General features: G+C 67.7%; 20 protein-coding genes. 8 read left to right on the forward strand and 12 right to left on the reverse strand.

Annotated features, from left to right (window positions below):
- Window positions 1-32 precede the first annotated feature (32 nt).
- Window positions 33-815, reverse strand: coding sequence for an aldolase (locus LGM89_RS30135; RefSeq protein ID WP_226274847.1), 783 nt, complete (start codon window positions 813-815; stop codon window positions 33-35).
- 134 nt (window positions 816-949) lie between these two features.
- Between LGM89_RS30135 and LGM89_RS30140 the strand changes: the two genes are divergently transcribed.
- Both LGM89_RS30140 and hutC read left to right on the forward strand, forming a co-directional pair.
- Entirely contained in the window at window positions 950-1,492 is a 543-nt protein-coding gene (locus LGM89_RS30140; RefSeq protein ID WP_226274848.1) for a helix-turn-helix domain-containing protein, read from the forward strand.
- 30 nt (window positions 1,493-1,522) lie between these two features.
- Complete coding sequence (hutC, locus tag LGM89_RS30145; RefSeq protein WP_069252748.1) at window positions 1,523-2,260, forward strand: histidine utilization repressor; 738 nt, start codon at window positions 1,523-1,525, stop codon at window positions 2,258-2,260.
- An 82-nt stretch (window positions 2,261-2,342) separates the two neighbouring features.
- Here hutC and LGM89_RS30150 read toward each other — a convergent pair whose 3' ends face one another.
- Both LGM89_RS30150 and LGM89_RS30155 read right to left on the reverse strand, forming a co-directional pair.
- A complete protein-coding gene (locus tag LGM89_RS30150; RefSeq protein WP_089441378.1) occupies window positions 2,343-3,191 on the reverse strand; it encodes a phytanoyl-CoA dioxygenase family protein in 849 nt (282 codons plus the stop codon).
- Between the two features lie 39 nt (window positions 3,192-3,230).
- Window positions 3,231-4,034: an ABC transporter substrate-binding protein gene (locus tag LGM89_RS30155; RefSeq protein WP_226274849.1), complete on the reverse strand. Its 804-nt coding sequence runs from the start codon at window positions 4,032-4,034 to the stop codon at window positions 3,231-3,233.
- A 522-nt stretch (window positions 4,035-4,556) separates the two neighbouring features.
- Here LGM89_RS30155 and LGM89_RS30160 point away from each other — a divergent pair.
- Window positions 4,557-5,417: a LysR family transcriptional regulator gene (locus LGM89_RS30160; RefSeq protein WP_069252751.1), complete on the forward strand. Its 861-nt coding sequence runs from the start codon at window positions 4,557-4,559 to the stop codon at window positions 5,415-5,417.
- Between the two features lie 99 nt (window positions 5,418-5,516).
- Here the strand turns inward: LGM89_RS30160 and LGM89_RS30165 are convergent, their stop codons facing one another.
- The 3 genes from LGM89_RS30165 to LGM89_RS30175 all read right to left on the reverse strand — a co-directional run bounded on the left by LGM89_RS30165 (window position 5,517) and on the right by LGM89_RS30175 (window position 8,527).
- The gene (locus LGM89_RS30165) at window positions 5,517-5,990 is read right to left on the reverse strand and encodes a nuclear transport factor 2 family protein (RefSeq protein WP_226274850.1); all 474 of its coding nucleotides are present in this window, start codon (window positions 5,988-5,990) and stop codon (window positions 5,517-5,519) included.
- A 67-nt stretch (window positions 5,991-6,057) separates the two neighbouring features.
- Window positions 6,058-7,242, reverse strand: coding sequence for an amidohydrolase family protein (locus LGM89_RS30170; RefSeq protein ID WP_226274902.1), 1,185 nt, complete (start codon window positions 7,240-7,242; stop codon window positions 6,058-6,060).
- An 85-nt stretch (window positions 7,243-7,327) separates the two neighbouring features.
- Window positions 7,328-8,527 (reverse strand): amidohydrolase family protein, encoded by a 1,200-nt coding sequence (locus LGM89_RS30175; RefSeq protein WP_226274851.1) that lies wholly within the window; start codon window positions 8,525-8,527, stop codon window positions 7,328-7,330.
- Between the two features lie 464 nt (window positions 8,528-8,991).
- Between LGM89_RS30175 and LGM89_RS30180 the strand changes: the two genes are divergently transcribed.
- The gene (locus tag LGM89_RS30180) at window positions 8,992-9,639 is read left to right on the forward strand and encodes a glycine zipper 2TM domain-containing protein (RefSeq protein ID WP_089428777.1); all 648 of its coding nucleotides are present in this window, start codon (window positions 8,992-8,994) and stop codon (window positions 9,637-9,639) included.
- Between the two features lie 221 nt (window positions 9,640-9,860).
- Here LGM89_RS30180 and LGM89_RS30185 read toward each other — a convergent pair whose 3' ends face one another.
- From LGM89_RS30185 to LGM89_RS30195, 3 genes are all read right to left on the reverse strand, one after another.
- Window positions 9,861-11,252 (reverse strand): amino acid permease, encoded by a 1,392-nt coding sequence (locus LGM89_RS30185; protein ID WP_089433510.1) that lies wholly within the window; start codon window positions 11,250-11,252, stop codon window positions 9,861-9,863.
- A gap of 106 nt (window positions 11,253-11,358) precedes the next feature.
- Entirely contained in the window at window positions 11,359-12,609 is a 1,251-nt protein-coding gene (locus LGM89_RS30190) for an NAD(P)/FAD-dependent oxidoreductase (protein WP_226274852.1), read from the reverse strand.
- A 31-nt stretch (window positions 12,610-12,640) separates the two neighbouring features.
- Window positions 12,641-12,994 carry a RidA family protein gene (locus tag LGM89_RS30195; protein ID WP_089475899.1) on the reverse strand — a complete coding sequence of 118 codons (354 nt, stop codon included), beginning with the start codon at window positions 12,992-12,994 and terminating at the stop codon, window positions 12,641-12,643.
- Between the two features lie 296 nt (window positions 12,995-13,290).
- Here LGM89_RS30195 and LGM89_RS30200 point away from each other — a divergent pair, with 296 nt between their 5' ends.
- Entirely contained in the window at window positions 13,291-13,926 is a 636-nt protein-coding gene (locus LGM89_RS30200) for a helix-turn-helix domain-containing protein (protein ID WP_047902159.1), read from the forward strand.
- Between the two features lie 135 nt (window positions 13,927-14,061).
- Window positions 14,062-14,571: a GNAT family N-acetyltransferase gene (locus LGM89_RS30205; RefSeq protein WP_226274853.1), complete on the forward strand. Its 510-nt coding sequence runs from the start codon at window positions 14,062-14,064 to the stop codon at window positions 14,569-14,571.
- Between the two features lie 250 nt (window positions 14,572-14,821).
- On the opposite strand, the gene LGM89_RS30210 is transcribed toward LGM89_RS30205, so the two are convergent.
- Window positions 14,822-15,394, reverse strand: a complete 573-nt coding sequence (locus LGM89_RS30210; RefSeq protein ID WP_089495965.1) for a hypothetical protein — start codon at window positions 15,392-15,394, stop codon at window positions 14,822-14,824.
- Between the two features lie 530 nt (window positions 15,395-15,924).
- On the opposite strand from LGM89_RS30210, the gene LGM89_RS30215 reads away from it, so the two are divergent.
- Window positions 15,925-17,283: an aspartate aminotransferase family protein gene (locus LGM89_RS30215; RefSeq protein ID WP_226274854.1), complete on the forward strand. Its 1,359-nt coding sequence runs from the start codon at window positions 15,925-15,927 to the stop codon at window positions 17,281-17,283.
- A 150-nt stretch (window positions 17,284-17,433) separates the two neighbouring features.
- On the opposite strand, the gene LGM89_RS30220 is transcribed toward LGM89_RS30215, so the two are convergent.
- Window positions 17,434-18,609, reverse strand: coding sequence for a M20 aminoacylase family protein (locus tag LGM89_RS30220; RefSeq protein ID WP_226274855.1), 1,176 nt, complete (start codon window positions 18,607-18,609; stop codon window positions 17,434-17,436).
- Between the two features lie 49 nt (window positions 18,610-18,658).
- Entirely contained in the window at window positions 18,659-19,891 is a 1,233-nt protein-coding gene (locus tag LGM89_RS30225) for a diaminopropionate ammonia-lyase (RefSeq protein WP_226274856.1), read from the reverse strand.
- A gap of 158 nt (window positions 19,892-20,049) precedes the next feature.
- Between LGM89_RS30225 and LGM89_RS30230 the strand changes: the two genes are divergently transcribed.
- Window positions 20,050-20,526 carry an Lrp/AsnC family transcriptional regulator gene (locus tag LGM89_RS30230; protein ID WP_226274857.1) on the forward strand — a complete coding sequence of 159 codons (477 nt, stop codon included), beginning with the start codon at window positions 20,050-20,052 and terminating at the stop codon, window positions 20,524-20,526.
- The last annotated feature ends 58 nt before the right edge of the window (window positions 20,527-20,584 follow it).

The raw sequence follows: 20,584 nt of genomic DNA on the forward strand, positions 1-20,584 counted from the left end.
ATGGTCTGAGACGAGAACGACGAATCGCCCGCTCATGCGACGCAATCCTGATGCGTCCGCAATGCCCGGCGCGCGTAGTAGTCGAACGTCACCGCATCACGCTTCGGCTTCGAAATCCAGTCGTGCGCTTCGCGCGCCAGCGGCGGCGGCACCGGCCTAATTTCGCCGGCCGCCATCGCGAGCAGCTGCAGCTTCGCGGCCCGCTCGATCAGCAGCGCGAGAATGCACGCTTCCTCGATCGTCTTGCCGACCACGAGCTGGCCGTGATGCGACAGCAGGATCGCGCGCTTGCTGCCGAGCGCCTTCGAGATGATCTCGCCCTCCTCGTTGCCGACCGGCACGCCGGGCCAGTCCTTCAGGAACGCGCAATCATCGTACAGCGGGCAGGTATCCATGTGCGATACGACGAGCGGCTGCTCGAGCATCGACAGCGCCGCGACATGCGCCGGATGCGTATGGATGATGCAGTTTACGTCCGGGCGCTCGCGGTAGATCCACGTGTGGAACCGGTTGGCCGGATTCGGGATGCCTTCGCCGTCGACAACGTCGAGATCCTCGTTGACGCGCAGCAGGTTCGCCGCCGAGATCTCGTCGAAACCGAGCCCGAGCCGCTGCGTGTAGTACGTGCCGGCCTCGCCCGCGCGGCAGGTGATCTGCCCGGCCAGGCCCGAATCGTGACCGGCGTCGAACAGGATCCGGCACGTGAGCGCGAGCTTCTGCCGCGCGGACCAGCCGCTGTCGCCCACCGCGTTGTCCAGACGCCGCTCCGCCAGCGCGACCAGCGCCTCCTTCGCCAGATTCAGCGTTTCCGCCATGTTCACCTCCTGAATGGATCGGGTCGGTCGCGCCGTCCGCGGCCGCTTTCCCGGCAAAACATGACACACGATACACCATAGGACACATAGTGTCATGCGTTACAATCGGTTTTTCGAAGGACACCTGGCGCCCCATGACGATTCGCCTGAAGCTGCTCAGAAAACAGAAGGGCTGGACGCTCGACGTGCTGGCCGACGAGACGGGCCTCACCAAGAGCTACCTGTCGAAAGTCGAGCGCGGCCTGAGCGTGCCGTCGATCGCGGTCGCGCTGAAGCTGTCGAAGGCACTGAACGTCGACGTCGAGCAGTTGTTCTCGGAAAGCCGCAATCGCGAGCTGATCACGGTCACGCGCGCCGGCGAGCGCACGGCGATGGGCGCGGCAGCCGACAGCCAGGCCCACCGCTTCGAAAGCATCGCGGCCGGCGTCGCGCCGAAGAAGATGTTGCCGTTCGTCGTGCATCCGCCGCACGAATTCGTCGCGTCGACGTTCCGCGAGCACGAAGGCGAGGAATTCCTGTTCGTGCACAAGGGGCGCGTCGAAATCGAATTTCCGAACGAGACGGTGCAACTCAAGACCGGCGATTCAGTCTATTTCAACGCACTCATCCCGCACCGCACGCGCAGCCTCGGCACCGCGCAGGCGGAGATCCTGGTCATCGTCAGTCACGACGACTAGCATCGTCACCTTTTCGCGCAAGGATCCCCGATGGTCACGAAGGCCACCGCACCGTTCCAGCAGATCAAGACGCTCGTTCGCCAGAACGTCGAAGCGGGCGACTGGCGCCCCGGGGACCGCATCCCGTCCGAGCTCGATCTCGCCGCCCAGTTCGGCGTCGCACGCATGACGGTCAACCGCGCGCTGCGCGAGCTGACCGAAGAAGGCGTGCTGAAGCGCATCGCGGGCGTCGGCACGTTCGTCGCCGAAGTGAAGCCGCAGTCGAACCTGCTGATGATCGCGCACATCCGCGACGAAATCCGCGCGCGCGGGCACGAATATCGCTGCCGCGTGCTGAGCCAGTCGAGCGAGCCCGCGTCGTTCGACGTCGCGGCCGCGTTCGGCCTGCCGGTCAACACGCCGGTGTTTCATGTGGTGTGCGTGCACGAGGAAAACGGCCGCCCGATCCAGCTCGAGGATCGCTACGTGAACCCGGCCGCCGCGCCCGGCTTCATCGACCAGGATTTCCAGGTCGAGCCGCCGTCCGAGTACCTGTTCAACAACGTGTCGCACGACGAACTGGAGATCGAGCACGTCGTCGATGCGTCGCTGCCGACCGGCGAACAGGCGCGGCTGCTCGACATGCGCGCCGACGAGCCGTGCCTCACACTCACGCGCCGCACCTGGACGAACGGGCAGCCCGTCACGTTCGTGCACTTCCTGCACCCGGGCAACCGCTACCGGCTCGGCTCGCGCTTCAAGCCGGGCGCCGGACGCCACCCGACCTGACCCCTTTCCCCACGTACAAAAGCACGCGGCGGCCGTTTCGTCAGAAAGCGGCCGCCGCGTCCGTCATGCACACCCGCCCGCGTCAGATCGCGCGGGCCTGCCCCGCGCCGCGCGACCACACGACAGGAAACAGCGGGTGATCGAGCGGCGCGCCGTCGGGCAGCTGCTCGGCGAGCCCCGGGAAATCGGGCGACGTCTTCCAGCGGCGCGGCGCGTGACGGATATCGTCGCCGACGAAGCGGATCGAGAACGCGCGCCGACGGTTCTGCGTCCCCCCCGACGCGTGCAGCGTGAGCATCCGGAAACACACCATGTCGCCGGGCTCGAGCGCCCAGTGGCGGATCGGAAACGCCGCGCGGTCGCCTTCGATGTCGGGCAGGTCAGCCAGGCTCCCTTCCGGGAACCACTTCGCTTCCTTGTCCATGAACGTGCGCGGCATCAGCCACGGCCCGAGATGCGAGCCCGCGACGAATTCCAGCGTCGATTCGAGCGGCACCGGATCGACCGGAATCCACATGCTGACGTTGTCGTCGCCTTCGATGTTGTAGTACGGCTGGTCCTGGTGCCACGGCGTGCGCTGGCGCGTGCCGGGCTCCTTCACGAGCAGGTGGTCGTGATGCAGCCGCACGTGCTCGGTGCCCATCAGTGCGGCGGCGACCGACGGCGCCGGCGAGCGCACGATGAAGTCGCGATACGCGTCGTTGTGCTGCCAGTTGCAGAAATCCTCGAAGAACCAGCCCGGATCGTCGGGCCGGCTCGCGACTTTCGCGCGCTCGCTCGGGTGCGCGAGATTCGCGTCGATGCCGGCGCGCAGCGCGGCGACTTCGTCGGGCGAAAAAATGCCCTTGATGCAGACCGCGCCTTCCTCGCGGAACGCGGCGATCAGTTCGGGTGTCACGGCTTGCGCGACGCGGTCCTGGATACTCGTCATGGTGTGCCTGTCGATGGAGTGAATCACGGAATCACTGATTCACGGTGCGGACGTCAGTTGCTGCTTCGCACCGTAGATGTCGAAGTCGAAATATTTGGCGGCGATCTTCTGGTACGTGCCGTTCGCGCGGATCGCGACGATCGCGTCGTTCAGCTTCTTCTTCATCGCTTCATCGCCCTTGCGCACACCCATCGCGACGCCGTAGCCGGTGATCCGCACGTCGGTCACGTCGGGGCCCGCGAACGCATAGCCCTTGCCGCGCGGCGTTTTCAGGAATGAGTAGCCGGCCTGCGTCTTGTCCTGGAAGGTCGCGTCGAGGCGGCCGTTGACGAGATCCTGGTACACCTGGTCCTGGTTCTGGTACGAGACGATCGTCACCCCCTTGGTCGCCCATTCGGCCTTCGCGTACGCCTCCTGCGTCGTGCCCTGGTCGATCCCGACGCGCTTGCCCGCGAGCGACGCGGCGGTCGGCAACAGCGTCGAGCCGACCGGCGCGACGAGCGCACCCGGCGACGCATACAGCTTGTTCGAGAAGTCGATCTGCTTGAGCCGCTCGTCGGTGGCCGTCATCGCGGACATGATCACGTCGAACTTGCGCGCGCGCAGCGCCGGAATCATCCCGTCGAAACCCTGCTCGACCCACACGCACTTCGCATGCAGTTGCTCGCAGATCGCATTGCGCAGGTCGATGTCGAAGCCGGCGAGCGAGCCGTCGGGCTGCTTCGCCTCGAACGGCGGATACGTGGGGTCGATGCCCCAGCGGATCGTCGACGTGTCCTGGGCGAACGACGCGAGCGGCGCGAACGCGAGCGCGGTAACGAGAAGCTTTGCAGTGCGGTTCATGGTGCGTCCTTGTAGGTCTCGACGCGGCGGGCGAACGCCGGCGTCCGGTGGGGAGCGGTGCGCCGGCAGGCCCGGCGCGGTGCGCGAAAGACAGGGACTTCGATGAAACTGCGTTGCAGTCTAGACCGCTCAATTTTTGTGCGCAAGCGGGGAAATGGGAATAGAAAGGCGGTGAAGGCGGGGGCGAACCTGAAGGCTAGTGCAGTGGCTGATCTACGGCTAAAAGAGTGATTTTTCCGTGTTTACCCTGCGCGGTGCACATCCGACACACAGCGTATTTCCCCGGATATTCGCGAACGGCGATGTCTACACAGGCGATTGACGCAGCACTTTCCAAGCGCGGTTCAGACCGCTCCAGCAAAGCGCCCTATACCGCCACAGGAGTATGCGCCAGACGCCTCAACAGCCCCCGTAACGCCACGCCGGGTCCGGCGAAACCGCGATTGCCCACTCCGTCCGGCCATGTTAAAAGTCGTCGCACGCATTTGGAAATGAAATGTTCGAATCCGCAGAAGTGCATAAATGAATAGACCCCTGTTCGACCTCGACCTGCTGCGCGCGCTCGTGATGGTCGCCGACTGCGGCAGCTTCACGACGGCGTCCGCGCGTCTGCATTCGACGCAGTCGACGGTCAGCCAGAAGGTGCGCCGGCTCGAGGAAATCGCCGGGCACCGCCTGCTCGACCGCGGCACGCGCGACGTGCGGCCGACCGACGCGGGCGTGACGGTGCTCAGCTATGCACGCCGCATGATCGCGCTGAACGACGAGATGCTGGAAGCGTTGTCGGGCGCCACGGTCGCGCTGACGATCCGGCTCGGCGTGCCCGACGATTTCGCGGCGGGCCGCACGACGCACGCGCTCGCGGCGTTCAAGCGCGCGCATCCGCAGGTGAAGCTCGAAGTGACGTGCGGGCTGAGCCGCGACATCAGCGCGGCATACGACCGCGGCGAGCTCGATCTCGTGCTGATCAAGCAGCGGCGCGACAGCCGCGAGGCCGTCGTGCGCTGGCCCGAGAAGCTGCGCTGGATCGACAGCGCGAAGCATCCGACGATCGATCTCGACCCGGTGCCGATCGTCGTGTTCCCGCCGCGCGGGCTCTATCGCGACGACATGATCAAGGCGATCGAGGAGCGCGGCCGCCGCTGGCGGATCAGCTTCACGACGTCGAGCCTGAGCGGCATCCAGGCCGCCGTCGCGGACGGGCTCGGCATCAGCGTGCTGCCCGCGCGCGTCGTGACGGACGAGCACGTCGTGCTGACCGCCAAACAGGGTTTCGCGCCGATCGAGCACATGGACATCGCGATCCTGCATCGGCCGACGGCCGACCCGATGGTCAGCGAACTGACGAAGGCGCTCGCGACGATGCTGGAGTTGGAGGAGTAGCAAGCAGGCCGGATGCGGCGGCCATGTCAAGGACACCGCCGGCACGGCCGATGCAACGAGACCGCGGGCACGTCGATACGCCCACGCGCCCGGCCCCCGTCAGAACATCGTGTTCCCGTTCGCGGCCTGCTCGGGCACGGGTTGATTGACGTCCCAGTGCTCGACGATCTTGCCGTTCTCGAGCTTGAAGATGTCCATGATCGCGCTGCCGCGCGTGCCGGGTTCGCGCACCGCATGCACGTGCAGGATCACGTAGTCGCCGTCGACGAACGAGCGCTTGATCTCGCTGTGCGACTGCGGATACTTGTCGCGCAGGAACGCGACGAACTTGCGGAAGCCGTCGCGGCCGTCGGCCGCGTTCGGGTTGTGCTGCACGTAGCGATCGCCGACGTACGCGAGCGCGGCGTCGGCGTCCTTCTCGTTCAGGCCTTTCTCGTAGAACGCGAGCACCGTCCGCCGGTTGACTTCCTGCTGCGCGTCCGTTGGCCCGGCCGCCACCGCGTGCGCGGTGGTCACGGCGAACAGGGCCGCCGCCATCCATCGTGCGGCCCGTGCCGCTGTCGTGCGTCGCATCGTCGTCTCCCGGGCAATCCCGCTGAAAACCCGATCATACCGGGGCGACGCTGCGCTCACGCTTCACTCAGACCAGCGCGCCGTGGCGCGCGACGATCTTCCCCGACGACACGACGAGCCGCCGCACCGGCCGCGCAACGACAGCCTCGGCGAACGTCAGCGCGTCGACCAGCACGACGTCCGCGCGGCTGCCCGGCTGCAGCCCGTAACCGTCGAAGCCGCAACCGCGCGCCGCGCCGTGCGTCACGCAGTCGAGCGCGACTTCGAGCGCATCGTCGCGGCGGAAATCGTTGCGCATGCCGATCAGCATCGCGCGTTCGAGCATGTCGGGCGACCCGTACGGCGTCCACGTGTCGCGCACGCCGTCGTTGCCGCCGATGACCGTCACGCCCGCCGCGCGGCACGCGGCCACCGGCGGCACGGGCACCGCCGCGGGCGCGGTCGTGACGAGCCCGACGCCGAGTTCGGCCATCCGCGCGAGCAACGCATCGCGCTCGCGTTCGGCGATATCGCCGAGACAGAACCCGTGGCTGATCGTCACCTTGCCCTGCATGCCATGCGTAGCCGTGCGCTGGAGGATCAGGTCGAGCGAATACGCGCCCATCGATCCGCGCTCGTGCAGATGGAGGTCGAGCCCGCGGCCGTGACGCTCGGCGATCGCGAACAGCACGTCCACCGCTTCGACCGGATCGCCTTCGATCGCGCACGGGTCGAGCCCGCCGAGCAGATCGGCGCCGGCGGCCAGCGCTTCGGACAGCAGCGCAGCGGTGCCCGGCCGCTTGAGCACGCCCGATTGCGGAAACGCGACGATCTGGATCTCGACCTGCCCGCGCAGCGTCTCGCGGGTCGCGAGCACACCGTGCAGATGCCGCAGCCCGGCTTCGGTATCGATGTCGACGTGCGTACGGATGCGCGTCGTGCCGGCCGCGAGGAACGCACGCGCCAGCGCGAGCGACGCGGCGCCCGCGTCATGGCCGCTCGTCGCGCGATAGTGGCGCTCGTTCTCGATGCGGTCGACGAGGCGTGGCCCGACCTGGTTGCGATACCACGGCATGCCCCAGTGCGTCTTGTCGAGGTGCGTGTGGCCTTCGACGAGGCCGGGCAGCGCGAGCGCGCCCGCGCCGTCCTCGATCGCGCAGCCGGCGGGCGCGTCGAGCGACGGGCCGACGCGCGCGATGCGATCGCCTTCGATCAGGATGTCGAGCGCGGCGTCGGCGTTCGGGCGGACGTTGCGGATCAGCAGGTTCGTCATGTCGGTTCCGGTGAGGTCGGTCAGTGCAGTGAGTGCGTTCAGTGCGAAGGGGGCACGGCGCATGCCGTGCCGCCGGTCAGGTCGGTCAGCGCGTGAAGCGCAGCGCGGGAGCGAACGGCGCGCCGGTGTCGCTTTCGCCGCGACGGAACACCCAGCGCTCGGCCGGCACGCCCGCGACGGCCGCCGCCGCATTCGGCGCACGCACCGCGACGAACGTCGCATCGCAGCCGACTGCGATTCCATAGTTGTCCTTGCCGATCACGCGCGCACCGGCGTGCGTCGCCATGTCGAGCGCGATGCCGAGCGCTTCGTCGGTGTAGAAGCCCGAACGATAGCCGACCATCATCGCGCGCTGCAGCATGTCGCCGTTGCCGTACGGCCACCAGGCGTCACGGATGTTGTCGTTGCCCGCGAACACGTGCACGCCCGCGTCGCGCAGCGCCTGCACCGGCGGAAACGCGCAGTCGCCCGGCGCATTCGTCAGGATCGACACGCCGGCTTCCGCCAGTGCCGCCGCCGTGCGCTGCACGTCGTCATCGCTTACCTGGCCGAGCGCATACGCATGGCTCACGTTCACGCGGCCACCGAGCCCCGCCCCGCGCGTGCGCGCCGCGATCCGCAGCAGCTGCGCGATGCCCGTTTCACCCGGCTCGTGCAGGTGGATGTCGATCTTCGCGCCGCGCTTCTCGGCGATGCCGAACACGATGTCGAGCTGGCCGTCCGCATCGCCGTCGAGCGTCGTCGGGTCGATCCCGCCGACCACTTCCGCGCCTTCGCGCACGGCCGCGTCGAGGATCCCGGCGGTGCCCGGGCACGTGACGACGCCGGCCTGCGGAAACGCGACGAGTTCGATATCGACGATCCCGCGCCATTGCTCGCGCGCGGCCATCACGGCCTGCAGGTTCGACAGGCCGGTGGTTGCATCGACGTCGACGTGGCTGCGCATCGCGACCGTGCCGAAGGCGGCGGCCTGCGCGATCAGCGCGTTCGCACGCTCGACGATCGGCGGCGCGGCCGCGAGCTGGCGCTTCTCGACCGCGAGCCGCTCGCGCAGCGTGCCGACCGGTTCGTGCGGCACCCAGCGATCGCCGACGAAGCTCTTGTCGAGGTGGATGTGGCCGTCGACGAAGCCGGGCAGCACGACGCGGCCGTCGAGGTCGATCGTTTCCGCGCCGGGCGCGGCGGCGCAATCGGCGCCGATCGCGGCAAAGCGGCCGTCACGGACGACGAGGTGGATGGGCTGGCCGCCGGCGTCGACGGCGTTGATGAAGAGACGATCGGTCATGGCTCGGAATGTGGGGCGGTCGCGGCACGTCGCCGGCGCGGACAGGGGAAGGCACCGCAGCCGGCACGGCGCGACCGTTGACAGGGAATCCGGCCACGATATCGGACGCCGTCGCCCGAGGCCAATTAAATGTCGCGATGCCGCGCATTCGATTTCGCGATGCGCGGCGCGCGCGGCCGCCGGGCCTGGCACGGGGATGGGGCGGGATCACGGGGAAGACGGCGGAAAGGCCGAAGGTCGCGCAGTATCGGCATCACCGGAATGCGGATGTCCGGAAGGCGTGTCACGCCCTTGCCGGGCGTCGCTTTCGCGCGCCGCCCGCGCGGCGATTTACGCGGCAACAGACTTTACACGTTGTTACCCGGCCGCACCGGACGCGCCTCCGGCCATTCCTTATACTCACGCCGAGTTCGCCACCCGTTCCGGCATTCGTCGGCGAACCCGTTGCCGATGCAGGAATCATCATGATGCGCATGCCTTCCACGAAGACCGTTCTGTTCGCCTCGCTCGTCGCCGTCGCGGCGCTTCCGCTGACCGCCTGCGTCGCGCCGGGTTACTACGGCGCGCAGCCGGGGTATCCGCAACAGCAGCAATACGCGACGCCCGGCTACGCGCAGCCCGCGTATTCGCAACCGGGTTACGTGCAGCAGCAACAGCCGTATCCGAACCAGGCGCCGCAGCCGTACGATCAGTACGGCAACCCGCAGCAATACGGGTCGCAGCCGTATGACCAGTACGGCAATCAGCAGCAGTACGGCAACGGCTACGGCACGCAATACGGCACGGTCTCGAACATCCAGCCGGTCAATGGCTCGGTCGGCCCGTCGGGCGTCGCCGGCACCGTCGTCGGTGCGCTGGTCGGCGGCCTGGTCGGCAACCAGTTCGGCCGCGGTCACGGCCGCGATGCGGCCACCGTGATCGGCGCGCTCGGCGGTGCGGTGGCCGGCAACCAGATCGGCCAGCAGATGGGCGCCGCGCAAGGCCCGAGTAGCTACCGGATCGACGTGCAGGTCAGCGACGGCACGATGCGCTCGTTCGACGTGCAGTCGCCGGGCAACCTGCGTCCGGGCGATCGCGTGCAGATCAACGGCAATCAATTGTCGCGTTATTGATTCCGATGCGGAGCGCCTGACCTGATCGGGCGCCTCGTCGCGCGTTCGGCGTCGGGCACCGGTTCGGCGCGACGGCGCGCCTGTTTCACCTCGCTCTCGATCTTCATGCCCGCGCGGCGCGCATCACGCGCCGCCGATATTTCCGCGACACCCTCGCCCGCAACGCCCCCGTCGCGCGATCACTCCCACGCTCACCCGCACCGGTGCCCCGGGCATCGGCGTCACACCCGCTCGACGCCAAGCCCGACGCGCGTCGACCGCGCTGCCGCCTGCAGGTGCCGCGAACGCCGGTAAATAATCGCCATCAGCGCCATCACCGCCGCGCCGGCATACAGCGACCCGCGCGTCGACGGATCGACGCCGAGCATCACGAACACGAACGCGACGAACACGAGGCAGATCCACGACGTGACCGACGCGTACGGCATGCGGAACGCCACCGTCTCGCCGCGCGCGGCCAGCGCGCGCCGGAACCGCATGTGGGTCAGCACGATCATCGCCCAGATCACGGCCACGTCGAACGACAGGAACGACATCAGCCAGCCGAACACGCGCGCCGGAATCACATAGTTCAGCACCACGCCGACCGACATGAACAGCACGGTCGCCCGCACCGCGCGCGACGGCGACCCGCTTGCGCTCAGCGCCGCGAACGACGCGGGCGCGAGGCCGTTGCCGGCCATGCTCGACAGCATGCGCGCGCCGCTGAACACGATGCAGTTGAAGCTCGACAACGCGGCCGTCACGACCACGAAGTTGACGATGCCGGCCGCCTGCCGCAGCCCGAGCGATTCGAACGTCGTCACGAACGGGCTGCCATGCTCGCCGAGCTCGTGCCACGGATACAGCGCCATGATGATGAACAGCGCGCCGACGTAGAAGATCAGGATGCGCCACAGCACCGAGTTGATCGCGCGCGGGATCATCTTCTGCGGCTCGCGCGCCTCGCCGGCGGTGAGGCCGATCATCTCGACGCCCGCGAACGAATACGCGACGATCGGCAGCGCGCTCACGACCCCGAGCACGCCGTGCGGAAACACGCCGCCGTGGCGCCACAGGTTCGACAGCCCGACGGGCTCGCCGCCATGACCGATCCCGGTGAACACGATCAGCGCGCCGCCCGCGATCATCAGCACGATCGTCACGACCTTCACGATCGCGAACCAGAACTCCAGCTCGCCGTACACCTTCACGTTGAGCAGGTTGAACGCCGAGATCGCGGCGATCGCCGACACGACCCACAGCCACTGCGGCACATCCGGAAACCAGAAGCCCATGTAGATGCCGATGGCGGTCGTCTCCGCGACGCCGACGCCGACCATCAGCAGCCAGTAGCTCCAGCCGACCACGTAGCCGGCGAACGGCCCGACATATTCGAACGCATACGCACCGAACGAGCCGGACACCGGCCGATGCACGGCCATCTCGCCGAGCGCGCGCATGATCAGGAAGATCATCGCGCCGCCGATCAGATAGGCGACGAGCGCGCCGGGGCCGGCCGCCTTGATCGCGGACGCCGAGCCGAGGAACAGACCGACGCCGATGGCCATGCCGAGGGCCATGAACGAAATCTGGCGCGCGCCGAGTTCGCGCCGCATCGTGTGCTGTTGCATGTTGTCTCCAGTCGTTGATCGTCGCGGCGAGCCGGATCGGCCGGCCGCTGGATGGAGCGGCCGGCGTCGTGTGCCGGCCGCCCTGCTGCAGCGCACGGTCGCCGGTTCAGCGGCCGTGCAGAAAGCGTTCGACGCGAAACGGCGTCGGGTCGACGAACGGCTGCGTGCCGGTCATCAGGTCGGCGATCAGCCGGCCGGTCACGGGGCCGAGCGTGAAACCGTGATGCGCATGCCCGAACGCGAACCACAGACCGCGGTGGCGCGGCGCCGCACCGATCACGGGCAGCATGTCGGGCGTGCACGGCCGGCGGCCGAGCCACGGCGCGCCGTCGACGCGCGCGCCGAGCGGAAACAGCTCGCGCGCGACCGGTTCGACGGCGGCGAGCTGGACGGGTGTCGGCGGCGTATCGCAAAGCCCGAGCTCGACGCCGGTCGTGAGGCGGATGCCGCGCGTCATCGGCGTGATCAGGAAGCCGCTGTCGGTATCGAGCACGGGCCCGTTCAGCCGCGCGCCCGGCTGCGCCGCGTAATGCATGTGATAGCCGCGCTTGACCGCGAGCGGCAGCGTGTAGCCGAGCCGTTCGCACAGCAGGTCCGACCACGGCCCGAGCGCGACGACCGCCGCGCGCGCATCGACCAGGCCTTGCGCGGTGTCGACGCGCCAGCCGTTCGCGGCCGACAGCGTCAGCGCATCGCCGGTCAGGATGCGGCCGCCGAGCTGCTCGAAGCGGCGCGCATACGCGGTCACGAGTGCATTCGGATCACTGATCGAATCGGAGCCCGTGTAGCGCAGCGCGCCGACCAGCGCGCGGCTCAGGTTCGGCTCGGCGTCGCGCAGCGCGGCCGCATCGAGTGCGTCGAAGGTCACGCCGTATTCGGCGCGCCAGCGCTCGGCGTCACGCGTTTCGGCATCGCGCGTCGCGGCCGTGCGGAACACCTTCAGCCACCCGCCTTCGCGCAGCAATGCGCCGGCGCCGGACGCGTCGATCAGCGCGCGATGCTCGGTCACGCAGTGTTCGATCAGCGGCGCATACGCGCGCGCGATCTCCGCATGGCGCGCCGGATGCGAGTTGCGCCAGTAGCGGTACAGGAACGGAATCAGTTTCGGCAGCGCGCCAAAGTGATATCGGACATCGGGCGAGCGGTTGCACGCGTATTTCAGCAGCGTGCCGAAGCCGCGCGGAAACGCATACGGATACACGCCTTCGCGCTGGATCAGCCCGGCATTGCCGAGCGACGTCTCGTTGCCGGGCGCCTTGCGGTCGACGAGCGCGACCGACAGGCCGCGCTGTTGCAGGTGCACGGCAACGGACACGCCGATCATGCCGCCGCCGAGAACGAGCGTGTCGAATGTCATCGTGAGTGCCTCGGGGCGCGCGGCGCGGGCGTCAGGCGAGCGCGGTCACGGCGATCTCGACGTCGAGACCGGGTTTCATCAGCAACGCCTGCACACAGGCGCGGGTCGGCGCGTGGCCGGCCGGCACCCACGCGTCCCACACCGCATTGAAGGCGTCGAAGTGCGCGGCATCGCTGAGCCATATGTTGGCCGTCAGCACGCGGGTCTTGTCGATGCCGGCCGATGCGAGCAGCGCGTCGATGCGCGTGAGGATTTCGGTCGCCTGCACGGCGATCGGCGCGCCGGCCGTATCGGGCACCTGGCCGGCCAGGTGGACGAAGCCGTTCGCGATCACGACCTGGCTCATGCGTGCGCTCGTCTGCAGACGTTGGATTTCACTGGACATGATGGTTTGCACCTTCGCAAGGCCGGCCGCGACCGGCCGGGAAAATAAATGGCTGGGAAAGCCGCTGCCGTGTGCGGAATCGTCGGGCAACCGCCGCACGGGCGAGCTGCGCCGATACGCACACGTGTCGTTCACGCCGGCCGCACCGGCCCCGCGAGTTTCGCGCCGTCCGATGCTAGAGTGGCCGTCACGCCCACCGTCGGCGATTTCGACGAAAATTATCATATACGAGAAAATTTATTCTCGTATACGATAAAACCCGTATTCACGTCACGGACGCCGCGCCCCGTATCCGCATGCCCAAATCCACCGTCCCCGTTCCGCCGCCCACCGACGCCGCGCCGCAGCTCGACCACCAGACGGTCGGCGCGCGGCTGCGCGACGCGCGCAAGTCGCGCGGCCTGACGCTCGCGCAACTGTCCGAGCGCTCCGGTATCGCGGTGTCGACGATTTCGAAGGCCGAGCGCGGCGACATCGCGCTCACCTACGACAAGTTCGCGGCGCTCACGCATGCGCTAGCGCTCGACTTCGACACGATGTTCGGGCGCCCCGCGCCGGCCGGCGCGATGACGCCGTCGTTCACGCCGGCCGGCCAGCAGATGGTCTATGACACGCCGAACTACGCGTACGGGATGCTCGCGAACGACCTGACCGGCAAGCGGATGGTGCCCGTGCGCGGGCGCATTCATGCGCGCAAGCTGTCGGACTTCGCCGACTACATCCGGCACAGCGGCGAGGAGTTCGTGTTCGTGCTGAGCGGCGAGCTGGAGCTGCGCTTCGAGAACGGCCATGCGTACCGGCTCGGCGCCGGCGACAGCCTGTATTTCGACAGTGCGGTCGGGCACGTGTACCTGAGCCTCGGCGACACCGATGCCGAGGTGCTCGCGTGCTGCGTCGACGGCGATGCCAGGCGGCCGCGCGACGCGATCTGACGGTCTGAATGCGATCACGCGGCGGTGCCGAACGTCGCCGCGCAACACCGGGATTCCTATTACGATAAGGACGATGCATCCCGCGGCCCCAGCGGCTCGCGCCGGCATGCACGACCATCAACCGGAACGACCCCGATGACGATCACCACCCGCCTGCTCGATGCGGCCGACGCCGCCCGTTTCCAGATCGTTCGCCTGCGTGCGGTCGACACCGCCCCCACCTCCTTCCTGCCGACGCTCGACGAAGAATCCCAGGTGCCGGTCGACGAATTCGCGACGCGCATCACGCCGACCCGTGAACGTGCGGTGTACGGTGCGTTCGACGGCGATACGCTCGTCGGCATAACCGGCGTGCGCCGCGATGCGCGCGTGAAGATCGCGCACAAGGCGACGATCTGGGGCGTGTTCGTCGATCCCGCATATCGCGGGCAAGGCATCGCGCAAACGCTGCTCGAAAGCGCGACCACGCACGCGGCGCGGGAATGGGACTGCAAGCAACTGATGCTGTGCGTGAACGAGGTCAACGCCACCGCGGAGCGGCTGTATGCGTCGCAAGGGTTCGTGCGGTTCGGGACGGAACCGCGCTCGATGTTCGTCGATGGGCGGTTCTACGACGAACACCACATGGTCAAGACGCTGGCGTAGCGTGCCGCTGCTGCGAACGGGAAGCGCCAGGCACCGCCAAGCGAGCACCCACTCACCGGCACCGCGCGTCGACGCTCCCGTCGTTCGCAGCGACGTCGGCACACCATGGACCGGCGCCGAACACACGTCGAACGAAACAGCCCGACTGTGAGCACACGTTAACTTTCCATGCAATACGACAGCGGCCAGTCGTGCCGCTGTCGGTTTATGCGCAAAAACTTTTATTGCAGCAACCCGGCCGGCCAGATCCTTACTTGTCTACCGCCGCCACCCCGCCGCCCGGGATCGTATCGTCCCCCGCCGACGCGACCGGTTCGAACATCAGCACCAGATCGCCCCGATAGCTTCCGTTGATCCCGGCTGCCCCGCGCGTAGCCGGCGCATTGGCACGGATCGTCAGGTTGCGGGTTTCGTCGTAGCCATTGATGCCGGGCTTGACCAGGGTGAGCGTGCGCGCGCCGTCGTGCGCGATGTCCGCGCCGCCGGCCTTGTCCGCCAGCACGACCTTCGCGTCGGTCATGTCGTAGCGGCCGTTCGACAGCCTCAGCGGCTGCAGCAGCGCGACGCGGACGTCGGGATTCGTCGTGTAGACGTGGATCGGCAGCGTTGCGCCGAACGTCTGCGGCGAACCGTCCGTCGCATTCAGCTCGACCACGCCATGGGCGGCCGCATCGCCCGAGGTCGACACGAACAGGCTGTCGCCAATGTGCGCCGTCAGCCGGATCGTCTTGACGACGGCGTGCGGCGACGTCGGGCCCGCCTGGGCGAGGCCGGTGAATGCAATGCATGCGCCCGCCGCGATGAGGTATTTGCCGATCTTCATTTTTCTATTCCATATTCAGGCCGCTTCGTGAAATCCGAACGCCGCCCATGAGCGGTTCGATTCGGACAAAACATTCCGCCCATTCCATTCAAAGTCGATATTCCAGTATCTCGAAATTTGAATGCAATATCCCCGTGGAATGCCATTTACGCCATTGCGCGCACGGGGCCGGCAATACCCTTTCGCCAGCCTGCCCACCCTGCCGCCACCCTCCCGTAAGGCAGTATTCACCTAGCCATGTGGACATATTCACGCAACGACATGCGTCAACGATAGGTTGCGAAAAACCGGAATCAAATACATGGAAACCTTTATGCCGATTTCCGTTTTTTATTTACCTATGCTATCTCCCAATCAAATTGAATCGAATGGAAACATGAGCCTGGCCTTCGTGCTGCTCGCACGTCAACATGCGCATCATTGAATCACCGCGTCCGAGCACCTGCGTCCGCCTCCGTAATTCCGCCTCTATTCAGCCCCCCGAGCTCCGCGCTATCGTCTTCGTCATCCTCACAGCCCAGGAGCTGCCTTTGCCTTCCCGCCACGGAGTCGACCTCATCCGCGCCCGCGCGCTGTTCGATCGCGAGCGCCGTGCATTCACCGAAGCCATGCCGGTCTCCCGCGCCCTGTCCGCGGAAGCGTCCGAGCACTTGCTGTTCGGCGTGCCGTTGCACTGGATGCAGGACTGGTCGACGCCGTTCTCGCTGTATGTGAAAGAAGCGCGCGGCGCGACCTTCACCGACGTCGACGGCCACCGCTATGCCGACTTCTGCCTCGGCGACACCGGCGCGATGTTCGGCCATGCGCCCGAACCCGTCGCGCGGGCACTCGTCGAGCAGGCCATGCGCGGCTACACGACGATGCTGCCGAGCGAGGATGCCGCGTGGGTGTCGCGCGAACTCGCGCGCCGCTTCAAGCTGCCGGTCTGGCAATTCGCGTTGAGCGCGAGCGACGCGAACCGCTTCGTGCTGCGCTGGGCGCGCGCGGCCACCGGCCGCAACACGATCGTCGTGTTCAACGGCTGCTATCACGGCACCGTCGACGACGTGTTCGTCGATCTCGTCGATGGCCGCCCCGTGCAGCGCGACAGCCTGCTCGGGCAGTCCTACGACCTGCTCGCGAACACGCGCGTCGTCGAATTCAACGACCTCGCCGCGCTCGAAGCCGCGCTGAAAGGCGGCGATGTCGCCTGCGTGCTCGCCGAGCCCGCGATGACGAACATCGGGATGGTGCTGCCCGATCCGGGCTTCTGGGAGGCGGCACGCGAACTGACGCGCCGCCATGGCACGCTGCTCGTGATCGACGAAACGCACACGATCAGCAGCGGCCCGGGCGGCTATGCGGTCGCGCACGATCTCGAGCCGGACATGCTGGTGGTCGGCAAGCCGATCGCGGGCGGCGTGCCGTGCGCGGTGTACGGGTTCAGCGCCGAATTCGCGGAACGCGCGAAGCAGGCGAAGCTGAACGCGCCGCCCGGCCACTCGGGGATCGGCACGACGCTCACCGCGAACATGCTCGCAATGCATGCGATGCGTGCGACGCTCGCCGAAGTCGCGACCGACGCGGCCTATGCGCATATGTTCGAACTCGCCGCGCGGCTGGCGACGGGGCTCGAACAGGCGATCGCGAAACACAAACTGCCGTGGTGCGTGACGCGCATCGGTGCGCGCACCGAGTTTCAATTCGCGCCCGTGCCGCCGCGCAACGGCACGATCGCCGGCGCGCAGCTCGACAGCGAGCTCGAACACATCGTGCACCTGTACCTGCTGAATCGCGGCGTGCTGATCACGCCGTTCCACAACATGATGCTCGTATGTCCGCAGACGACGGCCGATGATGTCGACCGGCTCGTCGCGCAGTTCGACGCGTGTCTCGGCGAGCTGGTGTGATGCAGTGACATTCGCGGCAGGCAACACATCGCGCGAGCGCGGCCACGATGTGTTGCCTGCGGCTGCGGCGTCGCTCGTGTCGCGTGACAGTGAAACGGACCGCCGCACAGCGAACCGTTTCCCGTCGCATCCGCCTCATGCAGCGATGCGCTACGCCGCCTTCAACGCCTGCCGCGCCACCGCCTCGAAATACCGCGCGCCGATCGACAGGATCTCGTCGTTGAAGTCATAGCCCGCGTTATGCAGCGGCACGCCGCCGCGCCCGGCGGCCTCGCCGTTGCCGATGAAGACGAAGTTGCCGGGTACGGCCTGCAAGAACGCGCCGAAGTCTTCCGAAATCATCATTGGCTGGACGTTCGCGTCCACGTTCTCCGCGCCCGCCACCTGCGCCGCGGCCCGCACGGCCGTGTCGACCCATTCCGGCGAATTCACCGTCGGCGCGAACTCGTGCGTGTACTCGAACGTGCAGGCCGCGCCGTGCGTGCGGCAGATCCCTTCGCTGATCTCGCGCATCCGCGTGGCCAGCAGCGCCTGCACGTCGCGCGAATAGCTGCGCGTGTCGCCCTTGATCGTCACCGTCGACGGCAGCACGTTGCGCAGCCCGTCGGTGATGAACTCCGTGCACGAGATCACGGCCTGCTCGCCCGGATCGAGATTGCGCGACACGATCGTCTGCAGCGCGAGCACGACCTGCGCGCCGATCACGATCGGATCGATGCCCATGTGCGGGCGCGCCGCGTGCGTGCCGCGCCCGTCGATCCGGATCACGAAGTTGTCCTCGCTCGCCATGATGCCGCCCGCACGCGTCGAGAACGTGCCCGCGCGCATGCCCGGCATGTTGTGCGCGCCGAAGATCGCGTCGACCGGAAAGCGCTCGAACAGCCCGTCGGCCATCATCGCCTTCGCGCCGCGGCCGTGCTCCTCGGCCGGCTGGAAAATGAAACGCACGGTGCCGTCGAAATCCTTGCGCTCGGCCAGCAGCTGCGCGGCGCCGAGCACCATCGACATGTGGCCGTCGTGCCCGCACGCATGCATCTTGCCGGGCGTGCGCGAAGCGTGTTCGCGGCCCGGCGCGTGCTCGGCGATGTTCAGCGCGTCCATGTCCGCGCGGATGCCGATCGCGCGCTTGCCGGTGCCGGCCGTCAGGTTCGCGACGAGTCCCGTGCCGCCGATCCCGCGATGCACGTCGAGCCCGAGCGTCGTCAGGATGCGCGCGACGTAGTCCGACGTGTTCACCTCTTCGAAACCCGTCTCCGGATGCTGGTGCAAGTGACGGCGCCAGGCCTTCAGTTGCCCCTGCAGCGTGCTTTCTTCGGTTGCGTCCATCGCGTTGGCCTCGTCAGTCGTGGTCGATCGGGATCGGTCGGGATGTCGTTCAGGCCGCCACTGCCGCGCGGTCCAGCCAGGCGCGCTGCCGCGCGAGCACGGCATCGGCCGTTTCGCCGACGCAGTTCCGGTACACGGACGGCGCCGTCGCGCCTTCCGTATTGATCGCCAGCACGCGCGAGTGCGCATCGAGCCCCACCTGCCGCGCGAGCGCCGGGTCGCGCATCAGCACCTCGAGCCCCGCGACGCCGGCCGCGCCCGATTCGCCGGCCACGAGCGGCACGTCGCGTTCACTGCCAACCGCGAGGCCGCGCATCGCCTGCACCGCGTCTTCGTCGTCGATCAGCATGAAGTAGTCGATGCACATCTCGAGGAAGTCCCACGCCAGCGGCGACGCCTCGCCGCACGCGAGCCCGGCCATCACCGAGTCGACGCTGCCGGTCGCCCTGGACGCGCGCCCCGCGAGCGCACTCTGGTACAGGCAGTCGGCCTGGCGCGGCTCGACGACGACGAAACGCGGCCGCTGCACGCCGTCGCGCTCCCACAGGTAACTCGCGACGCCCGCGGCGAGGCCGCCCACGCCACCCTGCAGCAGCACGTGCGTGAACGGCCGCCCGTCGTCCTCAGCCGCCTGCGCGGCCGCCTCGGCGGCGATCACGCCATAGCCCTGCATCACGTCGCGCGGAATCGCTTCGTAGCCGTCGTACGACGTATCCGACACGACATACCAGCCGTTTGCCTGCGCGAGCTGCGCCGCGCAGACGACCGACTCGTCGTAGTTCCCCTCGATGCGCACGATCCGCGCGCCGTACGCGGAGATCGCGCGTTCGCGCTCGGCGTCGACGTTTGCGTGCAGCACGATCACGCACCCGCAGCCGATCGCACGCGCGGCGGCGGCGAGCGCGCGGCCGTGATTGCCGTCGGTCGCGCTGATCACCGTCAGGTCGGCCAGTTCCGCCGCGTAGCGGCCGGTGACGAGCCCTTGCGGATCGAGATCCTGCGTGCGTCGCAGGCGCTTCACGAGCCGCACCAGCGCGATCGGCGCACCAAGCGCCTTGAAGCTGCCGAGCGGCGAGCGGCACGACTCGTCCTTCACGCTGACGCTCGCGACGCCCAGCCGCGCGGCGAGATCGGGCAGCGCGCGCAGCGGCGTGCGCGCGTTGCCGACGAGCGGCCAGTGCGACAGCCACGCGCCGCTCTCGTCGGCCGATGCGATGTTCATCACGCGGCGCAGCGCGTGGGGATAGGCGGCGCGCGAGGCGCGGGGGTTGGCGATCAGCATGGCGGGCAGCACTCCGTGAGTCGGTTCGGGTCGGGCGCGCACGGGTTGCACGCGCCGCCGGTTCGAAAAATAATATTGCGCATGCGGATCAATAAAATCGCCAAATCGGCGGCCGCCACGCAAAAATTTCTCATTCTTTCGAGGCTTCACGCGCCATCATGACCACCCCACTCGATGCGTTCGATCGCAAGCTGCTGATGGAAATCCAGCGCGACGCGCAAACGCCGCAAAGCGAACTCGGCGCGCGCGTCAACCTGTCGACCGCGGCCGTGAACCGGCGCCTGAAACGTCTCGCGGACGACGGCGTGATCGAGCGCTACACGGCCGTCGTCGCGCCGGACAAGGTCGATCATCCGCTGACGATCGTCGTCAACGTCGAGGTCGAAAGCGAGCAGATCGACCAGCTCGACGCGATGAAGCGGAGCTTCGAGCGCTGCCCGCAGATCCAGCAGTGCTACTACGTGACGGGGGAATGGGATTTCGTGCTGATCCTGGCCGTGCGCAACATGGATCAGTACAACGCGCTCACGCGCGAGCTGTTCTTCGCGAACAACAACGTGAAGCGGTTCAAGACGCTGGTGAGCATGAGCCGCGTGAAGGTCGGGCTCGACGTGCCGGTCGAACCGGGCGAGTAAGTGAGCGGTTGCTTGCATGAGGCGACCGGCGCACGAATGCATGCGCCGGCCGCCTCCC

Source organism: Burkholderia sp. AU31624 (genome assembly GCF_020420065.1).
Classification (GTDB): domain Bacteria; phylum Pseudomonadota; class Gammaproteobacteria; order Burkholderiales; family Burkholderiaceae; genus Burkholderia.